Genomic DNA, 20095 nt, shown 5'->3' with positions numbered 1-20095 from the left:
ATACGGGCAAATGTGGGAGGCTGCCCCCCGATAGCGGTGTGTCAGTCACTGAATATTTGGCTGATGCACCGCCATCGGGGCAAGCCCCCTCCCACATTTTGAGTTGTAGTTTACAGATCAACGTGTGGGGAGGGGGGGCTTGCCCCCCGATAGCAATCTATCAGGCGCCAGAACTCTGCTTGAACTGCATCAAAGCCGGCAACAGCTGCTTATCAATCGCCTGACGCACCGCCGGCAAAATCGTCGCGCTGCCCGTGTACATCTGTTCAACCATACCCTTGAGCGCCTTGGCCCGCGCTTCGCTCAAACCGCGCACGGCACATTCACAGGCCTGCTCGGCGGTAGAGCCGCTGGAGACTTCGAAACCCAGTGAGCGCAGTTGGCCCAGCAGGTCATCCTGGTCAATCAAATCCGCATGCATCATGACGTTTATCCTGGTGAGGGGAGCGGGGTTCGACCTCGATTCTGGTAGCCACCCAGGCGGTCGGCAAGGGCAGAATGCGCGAATGCCTCAGATGGCTATGAGCGTGTCGTTTTCGGGCCATTTGCCGACGGCACTTACCGGCACACTGAACCCAGGCACACAGCTTGATGGTTTGGTCACCCTCGGGATGTAACGCTCTCACAAGGCACCTCTGCCCCGATCCAGTCACGGCTGGATCGGGGCTTTTTTTTGCCGGTTATTTTTTAGCGGGCAAACCAATGACCCGGCCAAGGAGGGCGGGCTTGGGCAGGTCGGCCTGTTCGGCGCGCAGTGCTATGATTGTTTCCAGCGTCGCCTCGGCAAACGGCGCCGACTGCGGGCCGGCCAGATCGACGTGCAAGAGCATCTGTTCGTTGCCCGCCAGTTCCCGTTCTTCGCCAACTGGATGCAGGCTGTGATAGAGGTGCAGGCGCTTGGCGTCATGGGCGATCAGCTGGGTGTGCACCTCAACCTCGGTGCCGAGTTTTACCTCGTGCACGTAGTTCAGGTGCAGTTCCAGGGTGAACAGCGAGTGGCCGCTGGCTTCGCGGTTGTCGCTGTCCAGGCCCAGCGTGTCCATCAGCGCGTCGGTGGCGTAGCTGAAAATCAGCAGGTAGAACGCGTCACGCAAGTGGCCGTTGTAGTCGACCCAGTCGGGGAGGACTGGGGTGGTGTAGGTGATCAATGCAGGCATGGTGAGTTGTCCGTTATTCGGCGAAGGTCATACCGTGTTTTTCCTTGGTGGTTCTCACTGCTTCCAGCACCGCCAGCAAGCAATCATCACGATAGCGCTCCAGCGCCGAAATGCTGTGGTTACCCAACTGATCGCGGGTGCCATCGACCACATCGTCGATCAGCTTGTCGGTCAATTCCGGCGCGGGCAGGTAGGTCCATGGCAACTGCAACGCCGGGCCGAATTGCGCCATGAAGTGCCGCATGCCGGCATCGCCGCCCGCCAGGGTGTAGGTGAGGAAGGTGCCCATGAACGACCAGCGCAAGCCGCGCCAAACCGAATCGCATCGTCGATTTCGCCGGTGGTGGCCACGCCGTCATTGACCAGGTGCAGTGCCTCACGCCATAGCGCTTCGAGCAGGCGGTCGGCGATAAAACCGGGGACTTCCTTGCGCACATGCAGCGGGCGCATGCCAAGGGCTTCGTACACCGTGATCGCGGCCTGGATTGCCTCGGGCGCAGTGTGCTTGCCGCCCACCACCTCCACCAGCGGCAGCAGATAAACCGGGTTGAACGGGTGCCCGACCACGCAGCGTTCCGGGTGGGTCGAGCCCTCGTAGAACTCGCTTGGCAAGAGGCCGGATGTGCTGGAGCCGATCAATGCATTGGGCTTGGCCGCTGCGCTGATCTTGCTGTGCAGTTCCAGTTTCAGCTCCAGGCGTTCCGGGGCGCTTTCCTGGATGAAATCGGCGTCTTTCACGCATTCTTCAATGGTGGCGACAAAGCGCAGGCGGTCTTGCGATGCGCCGGGTGCGAGGCCCTGTTTTTCCAGGGCGCCCCAGGCATTGGCGACGCGTTTGCGCAGCGCCGCTTCGGCACCCGGCGCCGGGTCCCAGGCGACCACGTCGAGGCCGTGGGCCAGGGCACGGGACACCCAGCCGCTGCCGATAACACCGCTGCCGAGGGCGGCGAAGGTTTTTATTTCTGTGATAAAGCTCATGGCGACATTCCTGAATAGTGTGAAGAACCCATGTGGGAGGGGGCTTGCCCCCGATGACTGTGGATCAGCACCCAATGCATCGACTGACACACCGCCATCTGGGGCAAGCCCCCTCCCACATTTTTTAGCCGCGTTTGGTCAGGCCCATCTTGATTCGGCCTTCCGCCGGGCTCATGACCCGCGCACCCAGGCGGCTGAGGATTTCACTGGCGCGTTCCACCAGTTGACCGTTGGTGGCGAGCACGCCCTTGTCCAGCCACAGGTTGTCTTCCAGGCCGACCCGTACGTTGCCGCCCAGCAGCACCGCCTGCGCCGCCATTGGCATTTGCATGCGGCCGATGCCGAAGCCGGCCCACACTGCGTCGGCGGGCAAGTTATCGACCATGGCTTTCATGGTGGTGGTATCGGCCGGCGCGCCCCATGGAATGCCCAGGCACAGTTGGAACAGCGGGTTGTCGAGCAGGCCTTCCTTGATCATCTGTTTGGCGAACCACAGGTGGCCGGTGTCGAAGATTTCCAGTTCGGCCTTTACGCCCAACTCCTGGATGCGTTTGGCACCGGCGCGCAGCTGCGCCGGGGTAGACACGTAAATCGTGTCGCCATCGCCGAAGTTCAGGGTGCCGCAGTCCAGGGTGCAGATTTCCGGGAGCAACGCTTCGACGTGGGCCAGGCGCGTCAGCGGGCCGACCAGGTCGGTGTTGGGGCCGAACTCCATCGGGTTCTCGCCGCCGCCGATCTCCAGGTCGCCGCCCATGCCGGCGGTGAGGTTGACGATGATGTCGATGTCAGCCTCGCGGATGCGCTCCATCACTTCGCGATACAGCGCCACATCGCGGCTGAACTTGCCGGTTTCGGGGTCGCGCACATGGCAATGCACCACGGTGGCGCCGGCCTTGGCGGCTTCCACCGCAGCGGCGGCGATTTGTTTGGGGGTGACCGGCACGTGTGGGCTTCTGGCGGTCGTGTCGCCAGCACCGGTGAGTGCGCAGGTGATGATGACGTCGTGGTTCATGGGGCGGTTCCTTACAGGCGTGGTGAAACCGTTCGCAGCCTATGCGGGCTGCGAAACGGTGATGGAAAGCGGTTTATTTGGTGGTCAGTTGCAGGTTGGCTGCAGCCGGTTTGCCGTCGAAGGTGGTCACGCCTTCCAGCCAGCGCGCCTGATCCTGGGGGTGATCCTTGAGCCACTGCTTGGCCGACTCGATAGCGTCCTTGTGATCCAGCAACGGCTGCATCATCCGGCTCTCGTCGGCGGCGGTGAAGGTCAGGTTGGTCAGCAACTTGTGCACGTTGGGGCACTGTTCGGCGTAGGTTGGCGAGGTCACGCTCCACACCGTGGCCATGCCTTCGTTCGGGCCGAGGGCGTCATCGCTGCCGGTGAGGTAAGTCATCGCCACGTTGACGTTCATCGGGTGCGGCGCCCAGCCGAAGAACACCACGGCTTCCTTGCGGCGCACGGCGCGGTCTACGGCGGCGAGCATGCCGGCCTCACTGGACTCCACCAGTTGGAACTTGCCCAGGCCGAACTGGTTCTTGGCAATCATCGCCTTGATCTGGGTGTTAGCCCCCGAGCCCGGCTCGATCCCGTAGATCTTGCCGCCCAGTTCCTTTTCGAACTTGGCAATATCGGCGAATGTTTTCAGGCCCTTATCCGCCAGGTACGTCGGCACGGCAAGGGTGGCGCGGGCGTCTTCCAGGCTGGCTTTGTCGAGGACTTTGACTTGCTTGGCGTCGACGAACGGCGTGATGGTCTGGGTCATCAGCGGGTTCCAGTAACCCAGGAACATATCCAGGCGCTGGTCGCGGATGCCGGCGAAGATGATTTGCTGGGAGGCGCTGGTCTGTTTGGTCTTGTAGCCGAGGCCGTCGAGCAGTACTTGGGTCATGGCGCTGGTGGCGATGACGTCAGTCCAGTTCACCACGCCCATGCGCACGTTCTGGCAAGACGCCGCGTCGGCGGCCATCACGTTGGTGCTCAAGATGGCGCTGGCGCTGAGTGCGAGCACGCAGCGGCTGATCAGTCGATTCATGGTGGATCCCTCGGCAGGTCGTTATTGTGGGGGCCGGCGTCTTTGTGCGCCGTGCAGCCAAGTTACCCAAGCCAGGGGGCTGCAAAACGCACGGCGGCGACCACCTCTTGCACTGCAGCGACCTGCCCCCTTGAATCCGCCCCGCAACGGGAGTATCACAGTGCCACGCTGCCCGTGCGACGAGAGCGCCACCATGTCCCAGGATTTCTACTTTTTGCTGATGCCGGGGTTTTCGGCCATCGGCTTTATCTCTGCGCTGGAGCCGCTGCGGGTGGCCAACCGCTTTCGTGGCGAGCTGTACCGTTGGCATGTGCTGAGTGCCGATGGCGGTGCGGTGCTGGCGAGCAATGGCATGTCGGTCAACGCCGACGCTGCGCTGGAACCACTGAAAAAAGGCGCGACCTTACTGGTGGTGGCCGGCTTTGAACCATTGCAGTTCGTCACGCCGGCACTGGAACACTGGCTGCGCCGCCTCGACCACGACGGCGTGACCCTTGGCGCCATCGACACCGGCGCCTGCGTCCTCGCCGAAGCCGGCCTGCTCGATGGGCATCGCCTGACCCTGCACTGGGAAGCCATCGACGCGTTCAAGGAGTCCTATCCTCACCTGACCGTGACCCAGGAACTGTTCGAGATCGACCGCCGCCGCATCACCTGCGCCGGCGGCACCGCGTCCATCGACCTGATGCTCGACCTGATCGCCCAGGCCCACGGACCCGAGCTTGCCATCCAGGTCTCCGAACAATTCGTGCTCGGCCGCATCCGCCCACGCAAAGACCACCAGCGCATGCAGATCGCCACGCGCTATGGCATCAACAACAAAAAATTGGTCCACGTGATCGGCGAGATGGAGCAGCACACCGAACCGCCCCTGGGCACCTTGGCCCTGGCCGACGCGATTAAGGTGACGCGGCGCCAGTTGGAGCGGCTGTTTCGCCTGCACCTGAACGACACCCCGAGTAACTTCTACCTCGGCCTGCGCCTGGAAAAAGCCCGGCAGCTCTTGCGTCAAAGCGACATGAGCGTGCTGGAGGTGAGCATTGCCTGCGGGTTTGAGTCGCCGTCGTACTTCACCCGCAGTTACCGGGCGCGGTTTGCGAAGTGCCCGAGGGAGGATCGGCGGCGGGAGGTGGTTTGACGGGCAACTTTAGTCAATTACATTCGTGACTATAATTTTGAGTCCTTTCCATAACTGAGTATAAAACCATGTCCGCGCACAGCGGCTTTGTGTTCCGACTTTGAAAGTGCCTGGAGGGCCCTGACTATCCCGTAACGTGCGGTGCTGGAAGTGATGGTGGAACGCTTGCACAGCAACGAACCCTTCGCTCCGTTCACAGACAGCACTCTCATGGCTGTCAGCAAAGCGCTGAGGGATATGGGCAGCGACGTGGTGCCAGGCCCCAGACCGTCCAGGCGTGCATTGATGCATTGCGCGACAAGGCGCTGGTGTGGAAGTCGAGCCGTGGCCGGTATTGAGGTTCGCAGGTAGGCGGGCAGAAATGCCAAACCAGTCCCAAGACTGGTTTGGCTTATTCGATACGGCGTAGGGAAAGGCTAGCGTGGAGGGTGCTAATACTCACTTCAGCGACGACCTTCATGACGTTAATCCCATTCGAAGAGTGTGCTACGGCTGTCTGGCGTAAGGCTTGAGGGGGACCAGTGGATTGACGGCCGCCAGGGGATTGCCCTGCAGCAACTGTGCAGGCTCGGGTTTGAGTTTGTTTTGGTTGATACTCGCCAATACACCGATGGCGGCATTCATCCCCGACATAAAGGCCCCCTCACACCAGCCTGGGTAGTTGCTGGCACTGTCCGAGGACAGGAATATTTGCCGATAGACTCGGTCCCTTGCCTGTGAGTTGAAGGCCGGGTCCTGGGTGAACAGGTACAGATTGCACAACGCATTGGACGTCGCAAAGTCTCCAGGTGCGTCGAGTTTGAAGCCTCCAGTCGTACCGATCTGATCCTGCCAGTCGACGCCGATGGCATTGGGGTCGTCCTGCTTGTTACCCAGCAAAGAGTGGAAGTACACCGTCGTCCGCACCTGACGGGTCGGGTTCTGTACATAGGGCAGCACGCTGGCCCAGGCTCTGTAGCTTCGCCACCATTCCCGGGAGAATCCAGGCCCGAACCAGACCGGGTTTTCAGTGAAATCAGCGATGCCCAGCGTGCCATTTTCCCGGGAGGGTGCGATGTCCAGCACGCTGCGTGCCATGATCGAGTCCAGGTTCCACGAGTACGAAAGCAATACGGCAACAGGGCCGGGCCGATCCTCCGCGATTGCCGGGATGAAGTAGCTGGCGCGCGTCCAGCCCTCGCTCATCAGGCAACGTATGGGCCTGTCGTCGATGCGCGCCCAAGTGTTGGCCAGTGCTGAACCCTGTTCCCATGGTGCTTGGGGCGTGACGTAAAAAGACTTGCTGGCGTTCATCATATTGAGCCGTGCCAAGGCGTTTTTCAGTGGCGCTATATGGCTTTTATAGATTGCCGAAGGCCAGGTTTTGTCGAAGTAGCTGTGAAAGGCGTGAGGGACGCCATTGATCGGTATTTCTACCCGTAAGCCGTTGCGCGGATAGCTCAGTTCGCTGGCCAGCGACATCATCGTCAGCAGGGCCGTATGAGGTATGGCGGCAACGATATGGTCGGTGTTCACCGGTATCAATGCGAAGCCTGCAGCGCCTTCTGCGTTGAGGTTGCGTACCAGCAGGCCGGCTTGGGCCGACCCTCCGTCGGCCGACACGAAGACCCCCATTTCCTGTACCTCATGGCGTTCATGCACGGTAAAGGTGTTTTTGCCGGCTGGACCAAATTCGTCCCTGAGCTTTTTCAGGATGGCGTGCGCGATCATGCCCGAGCCCATGCCTGCCGGAAGGGCATATTCATCCAGGTAATCCCAAAGCCAGATGCGCAGCATCTCCAGGAAGCCCATGGAAAACATGCTGCCCATGCCGCCCGTGCCGAAGCCTACGTTGACGAAGATTGCCAGCTGTTCCGGCGTCCATCCCTTGGGCTGCGCGACGTTGCCGAGCAGCCAGGTGCCCAGGTCCAGTTTGTCGAAGCGCTCGATCATTGCCGTCCAGAAAGCCTGGATACGGCTTTCTTCCTCTGCGGACAGGCTGGGTTGTTCAAGCAACTGCAGAATCTGGAGGATGCTGGAACCGCCACCTTGTATGTCGTTGATGGCATTGCGCACATCGGCAGAGACTTGGATGAACTGTGGGGGCAGGTCGGGCGCTTGTATGCTGCCTACCATCCACCGATGGGCGATACCGTCCTGGCACAGGACCGTGGGTACCAGGCCTGGGTTGGGGAACAGCTCGAGCAATGTGTCATCTCCCAGGATATCGCCGAAGATTTCCCAGGTGACCTTGGCCTTCCCGGGGAACCTCATGGCTCCCAGTTCACACACGGTGTCGGCTTCCAGCTTGCGCACGAAACTGCATGTGCGGCCGTGCATATAGCGGTGCCAGTCGTCGTCGACCTGTTCCAGTTCGTTGCGTTCATACAACACCACGTTCAAGCCTGCGCGCAGCAGCTCTCTGGCCGTCAGCAACCCGGACATGCCTGCGCCAATGATTACGATACGTGCGTCTTTCTCCGCGCCCTCCAGAGGCTGGGCCAGCCAGCCTGATTCGGGGCTGGAGGCGCGCAGGATGCTTGCGTAGTCATAAGGGTAAGCGTCCACCAGGCGTGAAGTACCTGACTTGAGTTGGCCTATCGTCTGCGGACCGGCCATTGTGCGTGTGCCGCTGCTGCCTCCCAGGGCAGCCAGGGATGGGAACCATGCCATGATCATCTCCTTGAATTGCTCGCAATACGTTGCTTGTCACTGCTCGAATGAGCAGTGATTTCAGCCTAGGTGAGTGCGTGAAACTCAAGGTTCGATTCAGACCAGTGGATTGCGCGGGGCAACTTCCATTTGCAGTGTCAAGTGTTTTGACAGGCGCGGATCTGCTGTAGGAACTATCCTTTTCTATGGTGTTGGCTATGTCGTGGGGAGTGGGGTTGCTAATGTAAAAGTTCTTTGCGGCTGACGCCCGTTAGTCAAACCAATGTTTAACCAACTGGTCGTGCAGTTCACACTTCATTACTTAAGCAACAAGAGGTCACTATGTTCAAGAACATGCTTGCCATCGTCGCTATTGCATCGGCTCCCGCCTGGGCTGCCAAAACCCCAGTCACCGCCCCAGCCCCATTTACTGGGGCCGATTACAGCGGGCGTTATGAGTGCACTGGCCGTGATAGCCATATCGGCGCCTACAAAGGGGTTGTCGACATGCAGCTCAACCCCAGGCAAAGCACCGGTAAATACGGCGCCTACACGTTCACCCTGACGTTGGAGGACAACTCCCGCTATAACGGTTTTGCCGCTGGCACTTCGGATACGCTGGGGGTGTACTTCGCGCATACCGACCCGGCACTGAAAGATTATGGGGTCGGTGTTGCGCAAGTTGTTCCAACACCGGAAGGAAAACTAGCCTTCACTAAATATTATTACGGTCCCGAATACGAAGGTGGTGGCCATGGGTTGGAACACTGCGTCAGAAATTGACGCGGGTTACTTTTTCATCAACATCGAGCAGGCTGCCTTGAACGCTTCATGCTGATATTTGTTCAGCGTCGCTGGCAGCTCGAAGGTGTGTTTCTTGTTCTGGGCGTTGATGGTTTGCGGCGACAGCAAGGTCACTTCAACGCCATCCAATAGCTGAAACACGCCTTCAATTTTGAACGTCGTCGGGCCGCCGGCAAACTCACCTTTCTTGCTGCGCTTCTTGATCGCAATACGGGTGATGGCGTTTGCCTGCACGAACGCTTTCACCTGGGCGGCAAAGGCTTTGACGTTGGCTGCCTCGTCGTCGTCTTCGAGGGCGATTTTCTTGGTGGCCAGGGCGACATGGGTCAGCGCCTGATCCCCTAGGGAAGCGACAGCGATGATGGCTTCGCTGCCTTTGATTTCGATGCCGCAAATAGTCATGAAATGGCCTTGGTAAGCGTGAAGTGGCGCAGGCATGCCTTGGGTTGCACCTGCGAAATCAGATCAGTACTGTCGATCCTCTTCCTTGTGCCGATAGATTTTGAACAACGTCCAGAGCATCAGGGCCTGACATAACACTATCAGGGCGGCACTGGCGCTCATGATGTAGAAGTTCCATCTGCCGCTGCTGAAATGGGCCTTCAGGTTGTGAACGCTTGGAAACCATTTCGAGTACACCACTTGCACCGGGCTACCGACTTCGTACACAGGGCCGTCGACATAGCCGCTGGTGGTGGCCATGCCTTCTTGGTCTTTGTCGTCGTGTTTGAAGCTGTAATACACGTTGGTGATGGTGCCCCAGTTACCAAAGCTTTCCAGTTGAGTCACCTGCCCGGTCGTCTCCACGGGGGACGCCTTGATCAGGGCATAGGGTGCCCCCCGATCTTTGGAAAGAAACAGCATCAGGGCCAACACCAACGTGGCGACAAACAGCATGACGGCGCGCGTGAACAGAAAGTCCCGCTGCGCTTCGCGTGGGTAATACATGTGAACTCCTTTTCAGGGGGGCTTAGCGATTGAGCCTGCTTACTCCTGGCCAATCGACTCCAGAAACTCCGACCGTTCATCACTCATCCGCGCCAGGCAATCATTTTGCGCAATGGCGTAGGCCTTGGTGCCGGTGACTGCGGGGAAGGTGTCCACCGCGCAATCGGCGTCACGCAGCTTTTCCCACTTCTGCTGAGCATCCTTCAGACGAGCGGTAATGTCAGCCAGCTTGGACTTGTCGCTGCCATAGGTGGAGCCCATGCGTTCCAGCAGGCCCTGATAATTGTCTTTCAACAATTGTTCGGCGGTGGTTTTGTTGTAGGTGGCGCATTCCAGGGTTTGCGTGTCGTTTTCGATGCCATCGCACGGCGTGCTGTCGGTGTCTTCGGCCGCGTGGACGCCGGTTGCGATGAGTGCCAAAGCCAGGAAAATCGATTTCATTGCGCCGTCTCATATCAGGTGATGCGGGAATTCTGGCTCAAGCGTAAGACAAAGAACAGCCGCCAGTCAGACCTCTCTTAACAGCCTTTGTCGTGGATTGACGCTTTCGGCAATTCCCCTGTCGTTTTTGCACCCGGCTCAGGTTGCCCCTGGGCATATGCTGGCCCCAAAGCGCCGGCAGACGATTCGGCGCATGAATCGCCAATAAGGGGACGCCTGATGAGCCCAGCCGAATTGCACGCCGACAGCATCGTTATCGACGGGCTGATTATTGCCAAGTGGAACCGCGACCTGTTCGAGGACATGCGCAAAGGTGGCCTCACCGCGGCCAACTGCACCGTGTCGGTGTGGGAAGGCTTCCAGGCCACGATCAATAACATCGTTGCCAGCCAGACCCTGATTCGCGAGAACAGCGACCTGGTAATCCCGGTGAAAACCACCGCCGACATCCGTCGCGCCAAGGAACTGGGCAAGACCGGCATCATCTTCGGCTTCCAGAATGCCCACGCATTTGAAGATCAGCTCGGCTACGTCGAGATCTTCAAGCAGCTCGGCGTCGGTGTGGTGCAGATGTGCTACAACACCCAGAACCTGGTAGGCACCGGTTGCTACGAGCGCGATGGCGGCCTGTCGGGTTTTGGTCGCGAGATCGTCGGCGAGATGAACCGCGTCGGCATCATGTGCGACCTGTCCCACGTCGGCTCCAAAACCTCCGAAGAAGTCATCCTCGAATCGAAGAAGCCGGTGTGCTACTCCCACTGCCTGCCGTCCGGCCTGAAAGAGCACCCGCGCAACAAGTCCGATGAAGAGCTTAAGTTTATTGCGGACCACGGCGGCTTTGTCGGCGTGACCATGTTCGCGCCGTTCCTGGCCAAGGGCATCGATTCGACCATCGACGACTACGCCGAAGCCATCGAATACACCATGAACATCGTCGGCGAAGACGCCATCGGCATCGGCACCGACTTTACCCAGGGCCATGGCCAGGATTTCTTTGAAATGCTGACCCATGACAAGGGCTACGCCCGCCGCCTGACCAGCTTCGGCAAGATCATCAACCCGCTGGGCATCCGCACCGTGGGTGAATTCCCCAACCTCACCGAAACCCTGCTCAAGCGCGGCCACAGCGAGCGCGTGGTACGCAAGATCATGGGCGAGAACTGGGTCAACGTCTTGAAGGACGTCTGGGGCGAATAAGCCAGACACCTACCGGCAACACCACCACGAATTTTTCTGGAGTTAAGTTTCCATGGCCAAGATCGCCCCGCAATTGCCAATCGAAGTCGACAGCGAAACCGGTGTCTGGACCTCCGACGCCCTGCCGATGCTGTACGTACCGCGTCACTTCTTCGTCAACAACCATATGGGCATCGAAGAAGTGCTGGGCGCCGACGCCTACGCCGAAATCCTCTACAAGGCCGGCTACAAATCCGCCTGGCACTGGTGTGAAAAAGAAGCCGAATGCCACGGCCTGGAAGGCGTCGCGGTGTTCGAGCACTACATGAAGCGCCTGTCGCAACGCGGCTGGGGCCTGTTCAAGATCCAGGACATCGACCTCGACAAAGGCACTGCCAGCGTCAAGCTGGAACATTCGGCATTCGTCTACGTGTACGGCAAGGTCGGGCGCAAGGTCGACTACATGTTCACCGGCTGGTTTGCCGGTGCCATGGATCAGATTCTGCAAGCGCGTGGCAGCAACATCCGCACCGTGGCCGAACAAGTCTACGGAGGCTCCGAAGAGGGCCACGATGACGGCCTGTTCACCGTCAAGCCGTTGTAAGCCGAGGACCGTGCCATGGCTTTCGAAGCAATGTTCCAGCCGATCCAGATCGGCAAACTGACCATCCGCAACCGCGTGCTCAGTACCGCCCACGCCGAGGTGTATGCCACCGACGGCGGCATGACCACCGACCGCTATGTGAAGTATTACGAAGAGAAAGCCAAGGGCGGCATCGGCCTGGCAATCTGTGGCGGTTCCTCGGTGGTTGCCATCGACAGCCCCCAGGAATGGTGGAGTTCGGTGAACCTGTCCACCGACCGCATCATCCCGCACTTCCAGAACCTGGCCGACGCCATGCACAAGCATGGCGCCAAGATCATGATCCAGATTACCCACATGGGCCGTCGCTCGCGTTGGGACGGCTTTAACTGGCCGACCCTGATGTCGCCGTCCGGCGTGCGTGAGCCGGTGCACCGTGCCACTTGCAAGACCATCGAGCCGGAAGAGATCTGGCGCGTGATCGGCAACTACGCCAGCGCCGCCAAACGCGCCAAGGCCGGTGGCCTGGACGGTGTGGAATTGTCCGCCGTGCACCAGCACATGATCGACCAGTTCTGGAGCCCCCGGGTCAACAAGCGCACCGACGAATGGGGCGGCACCTTTGAAGGCCGCATGAAGTTCGGTCTGGAAGTCCTCAAAGCAGTGCGCGCCGAAGTCGGTGACGACTTCTGCGTGGGCATGCGCCTGTGCGGTGACGAGTTCCACCCGGACGGCCTGTCCCACGAGGACATGAAGCAGATCGCCAAGTATTACGACGACACCGGCATGCTCGATTTCATCGGCGTGGTGGGCTCGGGTTGCGACACCCACAACACCCTGGCCAACGTGATCCCGAACATGAGTTACCCGCCGGAGCCGTTCCTGCACCTGGCGGCCGGCATCAAGGAAGTGGTCAAGGTTCCGGTGCTGCACGCGCAGAACATCAAGGACCCGAACCAGGCCACGCGCATCCTCGAAGGCGGCTATGTGGACATGGTCGGCATGACCCGTGCGCACATCGCCGACCCGCACCTGATCGCCAAAATCAAGATGGGCCAGATCGACCAGATCAAACAGTGCGTCGGCGCCAACTACTGCATCGACCGCCAGTACCAGGGCCTGGATGTGCTGTGCATCCAGAACGCCGCGACCTCCCGTGAATACATGGGCGTGCCGCACATCATCGAGAAGTCCACCGGGCCGAAACGCAAGGTGGTGGTGGTCGGTGCCGGCCCTGCGGGGATGGAAGCCGCGCGCGTGGCGGCCGAACGTGGCCACGACGTGACCCTGCTGGAGAAGAAAGAATTTATCGGCGGGCAAATCACCACCGCCTCCAAAGCCCCGCAACGCGACCAGATCGCCGGTATCACGCGCTGGTTCCAGCTGGAGCTGGCGCGCTTGAAAGTCGACCTGCGCCTGGGCGTGGCGGCCGATGCCGAAACCATCCTGGACCTGCGTCCGGACGTGGTGGTGCTGGCGGTCGGCGGGCATCCGTTTATTGAGCAGAACGAACACTGGGGCGCCGCCGAAGGCCTGGTGGTGAGCAGTTGGGACGTGCTCGACGGCAAAGTTGCGCCGGGCAAGAACGTGCTGGTCTACGACACCATCTGTGAATTCACCGGCATGTCGGTCGCTGACTTTTTGGCCGACAAAGGCTGCCAGGTGGAAATCGTCACCGATGACATCAAGCCGGGCGTAGCCATCGGCGGTACGTCGTTCCCGACCTACTACCGCAGCATGTATCCGAAAGAAGTGATCATGACCGGCGACATGATGCTGGAAAAGGTCTACCGCGAAGGCGACAAGCTGGTGGCGGTATTGGAGAACGAATACACCGGCGCCCAAGAGGAACGGGTGGTGGACCAGGTGGTGGTGGAGAACGGCGTGCGTCCGGACGAAGCCATCTACTACGGGCTCAAGGAAGGGTCGCGCAACAAGGGCCAGATCGACGTTGAAGCGCTGTTCGCGATCAAACCGCAGCCGTGCCTGAGCGAGGCCGGCGAGGGGTACTTGCTGTTCCGCATCGGTGACTGTGTGGCGCAGCGTAATACCCACGCTGCGATCTATGACGCCCTGCGCTTGTGCAAGGATTTCTGACCCGCACACGGTCGAAAAATGTGGGAGGGGGCTTGCCCCCGATAGCGGAGTGTCAGTTGATGCAGCTGTAGCTGACCCACTGCTATCGGGGGCAAGCCCCCTCCCACATTAAAGGCCAGTTTCACTTTAGATTTGTGTGGTCTGTGGGAGCTTCACCATGTTGAACACCTTGCTGCCTATTCTCTTGTTTGCCGCCCTGGGCCTTGCCGTCCTCGGCGCCCTGCGCCGGGTGAACATGTGGCGCCGTGGCCGTGCTTCCAAAGTCGACCTGATTGGCGGCCTGCTGGCCATGCCCAAGCGCTACATGGTCGATTTGCACCACGTGGTCGCCCGCGATAAATACATCGCCAACACCCACGTCGCCACGGCGTTGGGCTTTGTCCTGTCGGCGCTGCTGGCGATTCTGGTGCATGGTTTCGGCCTGCAGAATCGCATCCTTGGCTATGCCTTGCTGCTGGCTTCGGTGTTGATGTTTGTGGGTGCGATTTTTATGTACCTGCGTCGGCGTAACCCGCCTGCGCGCCTGTCCAAAGGCCCATGGATGCGCCTGCCGAAAAGCCTCATGGCGTTCTCGGTGAGTTTCTTCCTGGTGACGCTGCCGGTGGCCGGGATTCTGCCCGCCGACTTCGGTGGCTGGCTGCTCGCGGCGTTGCTCAGCGTGGGCGTGCTGTGGGGCGTGTCCGAAATGTTCTTCGGCATGACCTGGGGCGGCCCGATGAAACACGCCTTCGCCGGTGCCCTGCACCTGGCCTGGCACCGCCGCGCCGAACGCTTTGGGGGTGGCCGCTCCACTGGTTTGAAACCGCTGGACCTCAGCGATAAATCCGCGCCGCTGGGCGTGGAGAAACCCAAGGATTTCACCTGGAACCAACTGCTTGGCTTCGACGCCTGCGTGCAGTGCGGCAAGTGCGAAGCGGCGTGCCCGGCCTTTGCCGCCGGCCAGCCGTTGAACCCGAAAAAACTCATCCAGGACATGGTGGTCGGCCTGGCTGGCGGCACAGATGCCAAGTTCGCCGGCAGCCCGTATCCGGGCAAGGCGATTGGCGAACACGGCGGCAACCCGCATCAACCGATCGTCAACGGCCTGGTGGACGCTGAAACCCTGTGGTCGTGCACCACCTGCCGCGCCTGCGTGGAAGAGTGCCCGATGATGATCGAGCACGTCGACGCCATCGTCGACATGCGTCGCCACCTGACCCTGGAAAAAGGCGCCACGCCGAACAAGGGCGCCGAAGTCCTCGAAAACCTGATCGCCACCGACAACCCCGGCGGTTTTGCACCGGGCGGTCGCCTCAACTGGGCGGCGGATCTGAACCTGCCGTTGCTCAGTGACAAGGGCACCACCGACGTGCTGTTCTGGGTCGGCGACGGTGCCTTCGACATGCGCAACCAACGCACATTGCGCGCGTTCGTCAAAGTGCTCAAAGCCGCCAACGTCGACTTCGCCGTGCTCGGCCTGGAAGAGCGCGACAGCGGCGACGTCGCCCGTCGCCTGGGCGATGAAGCGACCTTCCAACTGCTGGCCACGCGCAATATCCAGACCCTGGCCAAGTACAGTTTCAAGCGCATCGTCACTTGCGACCCCCACAGTTTCCATGTGCTGAAAAACGAATACGGCGCCTTCAACGGCAACTACCTCGTACAGCACCACAGCACCTTCATGGCCGAGCTGATTGGCGACGGCGCGCTGAACCTGGGCCAGCACAAAGGCAGCAGCGTGACCTATCACGACCCGTGCTACCTGGGCCGCTACAACGGCGAATACGAGGCGCCGCGCCAAGTGCTGCGGGCGCTGGGGATCGAGGTCAAGGAGATGCAACGCTCCGGCTTCCGTTCGCGCTGCTGCGGCGGTGGCGGCGGGGCGCCGATCACCGACATTCCTGGCAAGCAACGGATCCCGGATATGCGCATGGACGATATCCGCGAGACCGGTGCCGAGTTGGTGGCAGTCGGTTGCCCGCAATGCACGGCGATGCTTGAAGGGGTGGTCGAACCACGCCCGCTGATCAAGGACATTGCCGAACTGGTGGCCGACGCGTTGCTTGAAGACTCTGCGCCGGCGAAAGCCCCGATTAAACGTCCTATCCAACAAAAGTCTGCGGAGGTGCACTGATGAGCGACATTATCCGCCGCGACCCACGGGCTGAATGGATCGCCCGTAACCGTCTGCACCCGCTTCACGCGGCGATGCAGCCTGTGCAACACAGCTGGATGGGGCCCAACGGCGTTATCCGCAAAAACGTACATGGCATGGGCTTTATCGGCCCCAACGGCATCAAGCGCATCGACCGCAGCGGCGCCCAGCAGGGCGCGCGGCCAAGCGCACGGCGGCGGTGCAAGTGCAGTTGCCGCTGCATCAGGTGCCGGCGCCTGCGTTCTACATCAACGTGGTGCCGGACATGGTCGGCGGCCGCCTGAGCAGCCACGACCGCGACCTGCTCGGCCTGGCGCGACAACTTGCCGGTAACGACGGCGCGGTGTTGGCGGTGGTGTTTGGCGAGCACAAGGAAAGTGCCTTCGCCACGGCCGGTGTCGACCGGCTGCTGGTGCTGGAGGGTCATGAGTTCGACGGTTATTCACCCGAGCAACGCGTGCAGGGTTTGCGGGCTGTGGATAACCAGTTCAACCCACGCCATTGGCTGCTGCCCGACAGCCGCAGTGGTGGGGGTGAACTGGGTCGGCGTTTTGCCGCCAGCCTCAAGGAACGCCCGGCCACGCGGGTGTGGCAGATCAAGGGTGACGAGTGCATCGGCCGCGCCGGCGCCGGCCAGCAAGACTTGGCGCGGCCACTGCCACGCCTGATCCTCGCCGCCGTCGAATGTGCCGATCCGGTCAGCGACACGCGCCATGAAGTCTTGCCCGTGGAGTTATCCACACCCCTGGCCCGCAGCCTGCCGCGTATCGAAGACCTCGGCGCGGTGGCGGTGGACCCGGCGGCGATTCCCATGGCCGAAGCGGAGTTTATTTTCTCTGGCGGCAACGGCGTGAAGGATTGGAACCTGTTCCACCAGACCGCTGCTGCCCTGGGCGCCACCGAAGGCGCATCGCGGGTGGCCGTGGACGACGGCTTTATGGCCCGCGATCGCCAGGTCGGCGCCAGCGGCACTTGGGTTACCGCACGGGTGTATGTGGCCGTGGGGATCTCCGGGGCGATCCAGCACCTGCAAGGCATCGGTGCCTGCGACAAGGTGGTGGCGATCAACCTCGACCCGGGTTGCGACATGATCAAGCGTGCCGACCTGTCGGTGATCGGCGAGAGCGCCGCGATACTGCAAGCCTTGATCGATGCGGTCGAGGCCTACCGCAACGGCGCCAAGCGCGATGCGGCCTAGGGACATGACTATGACCACGAATGTAATCAGCCTGGTATCCATCGGTGCCCACCCCACGTCAGGGCGCCCGCGCCGTGCCGAACAGGATGCGCGTGCCGTTGAACTCGGCCTGCAAATGGCTGGGGATAAATTGCAGGTGCTGCACGCCGGCAACATCGCCGAACCCACCTTGCGCAGCTACCTGGGCATGGGTTTGCCGCAACTGCATGTGCTCGAACAACCGGCTGGCGCCGATGCCTTGCCGGTGCTCAGTGACTACCTGCGCGAGGCCGGTGCCCAGGTGGTGCTCACCGGCAGCCAGGCCGAAACCGGTGAGGGCTCGGGGATGCTGCCGTTCCTGCTCGCCGAGCAATTGGGCTGGCCGCTGATTGTCGGGTTGGCTCAGGTGGAGTCCATCGAAGGCGGCGTGGCCCATGTGCTGCAAGCCTTGCCCCGTGGTCAGCGGCGGCGCTTGAAAGTGCGCCTGCCGTTTTTGGCGACGGTGGATAACGCCGCGCCGAAGCCTCGGCAAAGTGCCTACGGCCCGGCGCAGCGCGGTGAACTGGCGGCCCATGACGTTGAAGTTGAAGCCGATGAGTTATTCACGGGCGCCGTGCTGCAACCGGCCAAGCCCCGGCCCAAACGCCTCAAGGTGATCAAGGCCAAGAGCGGGGCAGACCGCATGAAGGCTGCGACGGCCAAGGCCAGTGGTGGCGGTGGGCAGGTGCTCAAGGGTGTGAGCGCCGAGGAGGGTGCCCAGGCCATTCTCAAGTTGCTCATAGAAGAAGGCGTCGTGCGCTAACCCACCAACACTGCAAAACCAATGTGGGAGGGTGCAAGCCCCCTCCCACATTTTTGGTCTCCATCAGGTTCTGAGATTAAGGGGCGGCTGGTGCAGGTTTGGGCACCAGGTCCGGCAGCGGTGGCGGCAAGGGTTGCCAGGTGGCATCCGGTTGCTGCATCGGCGGTGGCAGCATCGGTGTAGGGTCGCCGCCAATCGGCTTGAGGATCATCTTTTCAGTGGTATCGCGCAGGATCATGCCTTGTGTAGAGCTGCGCGCCTCGGTGCCGCTGTGAAAGGTGCTGATCTGGGAAATCGGCAGGTCCAGGTTGCGCTCAATCCTCGGCGTCAGCAGCAGGATGATCTCGGTTTTCTGCTGGGTGTTCTGGTTGGTGCCGAACAGCTTCTTGCCGAGCCACGGGATCTGGCTCAGCCATGGCAGCCCTGAGCCTTCGTCGACCTCCGCCGTGCGGATCAGCCCGGAGACAATCTGGGTTTCATTGTTGCGCGCAGTCAGCAGGGTCTTGGTGGAGCGAGAGCCCAGCTCAAAAGTGGCCGGCACGTTTTCCGAGCCGGGAATGCGCTTGGTGATATGGCTCATTTCCACGTTCAACTCCAGATTCACCTCATCGCTCAGGCTGATATTGGGTTTGACGGTGATCTGCAGCCCCACGTCCTGATAGGACACCGACGAGGTAGTGATCTGGTTGGCGGTGGTGGTGGTCACCACCGGGATCTTGTCGCCGATGTTCACCTGGGCTTCTTCGCGGTTGCGCACCCGCACCCTGGGATTGGCCAGGGTCACGGTGTTGCCGCTGCGTTGCAGCATATTGATGCGCGCCGACGTGCTGCCCGAGTCCAGCAGGATGTTGTCACCGTTGATCCCGCGCAGCGCGCTGATGGGGATACCTGCGAGCCCGGCCGGCACGTTGGCCAGGTTGCCTACCGACAAGCCGATGCCCTCCGGGTACTGGATGCCCAGGTTCAATTCATCGGTCAGGCTGACCTCCAGCACCTGGATATCGATGGTCACTTCCGACTGCGCAATGTCGATGGCCTCCACCAGTTTTTCCACGGCGCTGAGGGTGTCCAGACCATCGCGCACAATCACTGCATTCAGGCGCTCGTCCACCAGCACTTCCTTGGGCTTGAGCACTTGCTTGATCTCGGCGGCGATGACCTTGGGGTCGCCATGGCTGAGGTAGAAGGTGCGTACGGCCAGCTCGCGGTACTCACGTTCTTTGTCCGGACGGCGGGGGTAGACGAGGATGGTGTTGGCGTTGAGGATTTTCTTGTCCAGCCCTTGGGTGGTCAGCAGCAGGTTCAGCGCATCTTCGGCGGTGGTTCGGCTGGCGGTCATGCTCGCCGAGGCGCTGGGGTTGACGTCCTTGTCGATGACGAAGTTGACCCCCGACAGGCGTGCGATGGTCTCGAAAATCGTGGTCAGGCTCTGGGCACTGAACTCCAGGCTCAGGGGTTTGCGCATGGCCTCGGACAGGTCGGCGCTGAGGTAATCGGCGCTCACCAGTTCGCGGGTCAGGGCATTGCGAAAATCCAGGGCCTCTCGGTAGTTGGGCTTTTGCGCGATGATCCGGCGCACCAGGTTGAGTGCTTCCACCGGGTTGGCGCGTTTCATTTCGTAGGCCTGCGCCAGTTGTGGGCGCAGTTGTTTCATTGCCAGGATGCCCTGGATTTCCTGGCGCGCGCCGAGGTTGCTGGGGTCGTATTTGAGGATGGTTTCCAGGGCGCGGATGGCGGCGGTGTCGTCACCGCGCAGCAGCGCGGCACTGGCCTCGCGGCTGTATTGGGCCACCAGCAATTCCAGCTTGCTGAAGTTGGCGGTGCGCAGTTGCACATCGTCCGGGGCTTGTTTGGCTTCGGCTTGCAGCACCTCGACCGAGCGGATGATGTCGCCCTTTTGGCGCAACTCGTCGCTCTGCTTGATCGCCCGTTGGGTCTGGCACGCGCTGAGCAGGGCCAGGCTCAAGCACATCCACGTCCGTATCGCCATGATCGTGCC

The 20095-nt window shown here is 61.1% G+C and carries 16 protein-coding genes and 3 pseudogenes; 9 read left to right on the top strand and 10 right to left on the bottom strand.

The genetic code is table 11. The annotated features are described in order from the left end of the window. Positions 1–160 precede the first annotated feature (160 nt). The 5 genes and pseudogenes from IQK56_RS24380 to IQK56_RS24360 form a co-directional block, all read right to left on the bottom strand. The gene (locus IQK56_RS24380; protein ID WP_122310438.1) at positions 161–424 is read right to left on the bottom strand and encodes a hypothetical protein; all 264 of its coding nucleotides are present in this window, start codon (positions 422–424) and stop codon (positions 161–163) included. Between the two features lie 256 nt (positions 425–680). Next, positions 681–1157, bottom strand: coding sequence for a thioesterase family protein (locus IQK56_RS24375; protein WP_193863949.1), 477 nt, complete (start codon positions 1155–1157; stop codon positions 681–683). A gap of 13 nt (positions 1158–1170) precedes the next feature. Beyond that, a pseudogene (locus IQK56_RS24370) lies at positions 1171–2135 on the bottom strand (L-carnitine dehydrogenase). A 124-nt stretch (positions 2136–2259) separates the two neighbouring features. Next, positions 2260–3147, bottom strand: coding sequence for a 3-dehydrocarnitine:acetyl-CoA trimethylamine transferase CdhC (gene cdhC, locus IQK56_RS24365; RefSeq protein WP_150760239.1), 888 nt, complete (start codon positions 3145–3147; stop codon positions 2260–2262). Between the two features lie 73 nt (positions 3148–3220). Next, positions 3221–4165 carry a choline ABC transporter substrate-binding protein gene (locus tag IQK56_RS24360; protein WP_193863950.1) on the bottom strand — a complete coding sequence of 315 codons (945 nt, stop codon included), beginning with the start codon at positions 4163–4165 and terminating at the stop codon, positions 3221–3223. A 193-nt stretch (positions 4166–4358) separates the two neighbouring features. On the opposite strand from IQK56_RS24360, the gene IQK56_RS24355 reads away from it, so the two are divergent. Further along, positions 4359–5303: a GlxA family transcriptional regulator gene (locus tag IQK56_RS24355; protein ID WP_183140584.1), complete on the top strand. Its 945-nt coding sequence runs from the start codon at positions 4359–4361 to the stop codon at positions 5301–5303. 96 nt (positions 5304–5399) lie between these two features. After that, positions 5400–5641, top strand: a pseudogene (locus tag IQK56_RS31265) (hypothetical protein); the annotation flags it as partial. A gap of 148 nt (positions 5642–5789) precedes the next feature. Here the strand turns inward: IQK56_RS31265 and IQK56_RS24350 are convergent. Beyond that, entirely contained in the window at positions 5790–7955 is a 2166-nt protein-coding gene (locus IQK56_RS24350) for an FAD-dependent oxidoreductase (protein ID WP_191632497.1), read from the bottom strand. Positions 7956–8276: 321 nt separating this feature from the next. On the opposite strand from IQK56_RS24350, the gene IQK56_RS24345 reads away from it, so the two are divergent. Beyond that, positions 8277–8717 carry a hypothetical protein gene (locus IQK56_RS24345; protein ID WP_150674365.1) on the top strand — a complete coding sequence of 147 codons (441 nt, stop codon included), beginning with the start codon at positions 8277–8279 and terminating at the stop codon, positions 8715–8717. A gap of 6 nt (positions 8718–8723) precedes the next feature. Here IQK56_RS24345 and IQK56_RS24340 read toward each other — a convergent pair whose 3' ends face one another. The 3 genes from IQK56_RS24340 to IQK56_RS24330 form a co-directional block, all read right to left on the bottom strand. Further along, positions 8724–9140 carry a DUF3010 family protein gene (locus IQK56_RS24340; RefSeq protein WP_193863951.1) on the bottom strand — a complete coding sequence of 139 codons (417 nt, stop codon included), beginning with the start codon at positions 9138–9140 and terminating at the stop codon, positions 8724–8726. A 63-nt stretch (positions 9141–9203) separates the two neighbouring features. Next, complete coding sequence (locus tag IQK56_RS24335; protein WP_122310424.1) at positions 9204–9686, bottom strand: hypothetical protein; 483 nt, start codon at positions 9684–9686, stop codon at positions 9204–9206. Positions 9687–9725: 39 nt separating this feature from the next. Continuing rightward, the gene (locus IQK56_RS24330; protein ID WP_150760236.1) at positions 9726–10127 is read right to left on the bottom strand and encodes a lysozyme inhibitor LprI family protein; all 402 of its coding nucleotides are present in this window, start codon (positions 10125–10127) and stop codon (positions 9726–9728) included. Positions 10128–10346: 219 nt separating this feature from the next. Here IQK56_RS24330 and IQK56_RS24325 point away from each other — a divergent pair, with 219 nt between their 5' ends. The 6 genes and pseudogenes from IQK56_RS24325 (at position 10347) to etfB (ending at position 18096) form a co-directional block, all read left to right on the top strand. After that, complete coding sequence (locus IQK56_RS24325) at positions 10347–11324, top strand: dipeptidase (RefSeq protein ID WP_003176573.1); 978 nt, start codon at positions 10347–10349, stop codon at positions 11322–11324. A gap of 52 nt (positions 11325–11376) precedes the next feature. Continuing rightward, positions 11377–11907, top strand: coding sequence for a DUF5943 domain-containing protein (locus tag IQK56_RS24320; protein ID WP_003194877.1), 531 nt, complete (start codon positions 11377–11379; stop codon positions 11905–11907). A 15-nt stretch (positions 11908–11922) separates the two neighbouring features. After that, the gene (dgcA, locus tag IQK56_RS24315) at positions 11923–13983 is read left to right on the top strand and encodes a dimethylglycine demethylation protein DgcA (RefSeq protein WP_122310415.1); all 2061 of its coding nucleotides are present in this window, start codon (positions 11923–11925) and stop codon (positions 13981–13983) included. A gap of 157 nt (positions 13984–14140) precedes the next feature. Continuing rightward, the gene (gene dgcB, locus IQK56_RS24310) at positions 14141–16096 is read left to right on the top strand and encodes a dimethylglycine demethylation protein DgcB (protein WP_122310413.1); all 1956 of its coding nucleotides are present in this window, start codon (positions 14141–14143) and stop codon (positions 16094–16096) included. Then, positions 16096–17315, top strand: a pseudogene (gene etfA / locus IQK56_RS24305) (electron transfer flavoprotein subunit alpha). The gene dgcB and the pseudogene etfA overlap by 1 nt, the downstream one beginning before the upstream one ends. A gap of 10 nt (positions 17316–17325) precedes the next feature. Beyond that, the gene (gene etfB / locus IQK56_RS24300) at positions 17326–18096 is read left to right on the top strand and encodes an electron transfer flavoprotein subunit beta (protein WP_122305843.1); all 771 of its coding nucleotides are present in this window, start codon (positions 17326–17328) and stop codon (positions 18094–18096) included. Positions 18097–18172: 76 nt separating this feature from the next. On the opposite strand, the gene IQK56_RS24295 is transcribed toward etfB, so the two are convergent. Beyond that, positions 18173–20086, bottom strand: a complete 1914-nt coding sequence (locus IQK56_RS24295) for a secretin N-terminal domain-containing protein (protein WP_193863953.1) — start codon at positions 20084–20086, stop codon at positions 18173–18175. Between the last annotated feature and the right edge of the window lie 9 nt (positions 20087–20095).

This window comes from Pseudomonas cyclaminis (assembly GCF_015163715.1).
Taxonomy (GTDB): domain Bacteria; phylum Pseudomonadota; class Gammaproteobacteria; order Pseudomonadales; family Pseudomonadaceae; genus Aquipseudomonas; species Aquipseudomonas cyclaminis.
The sequence above is the reverse complement of the archived record's forward strand: the minus strand, read 5'-3'. Positions and strand labels throughout refer to the sequence as shown.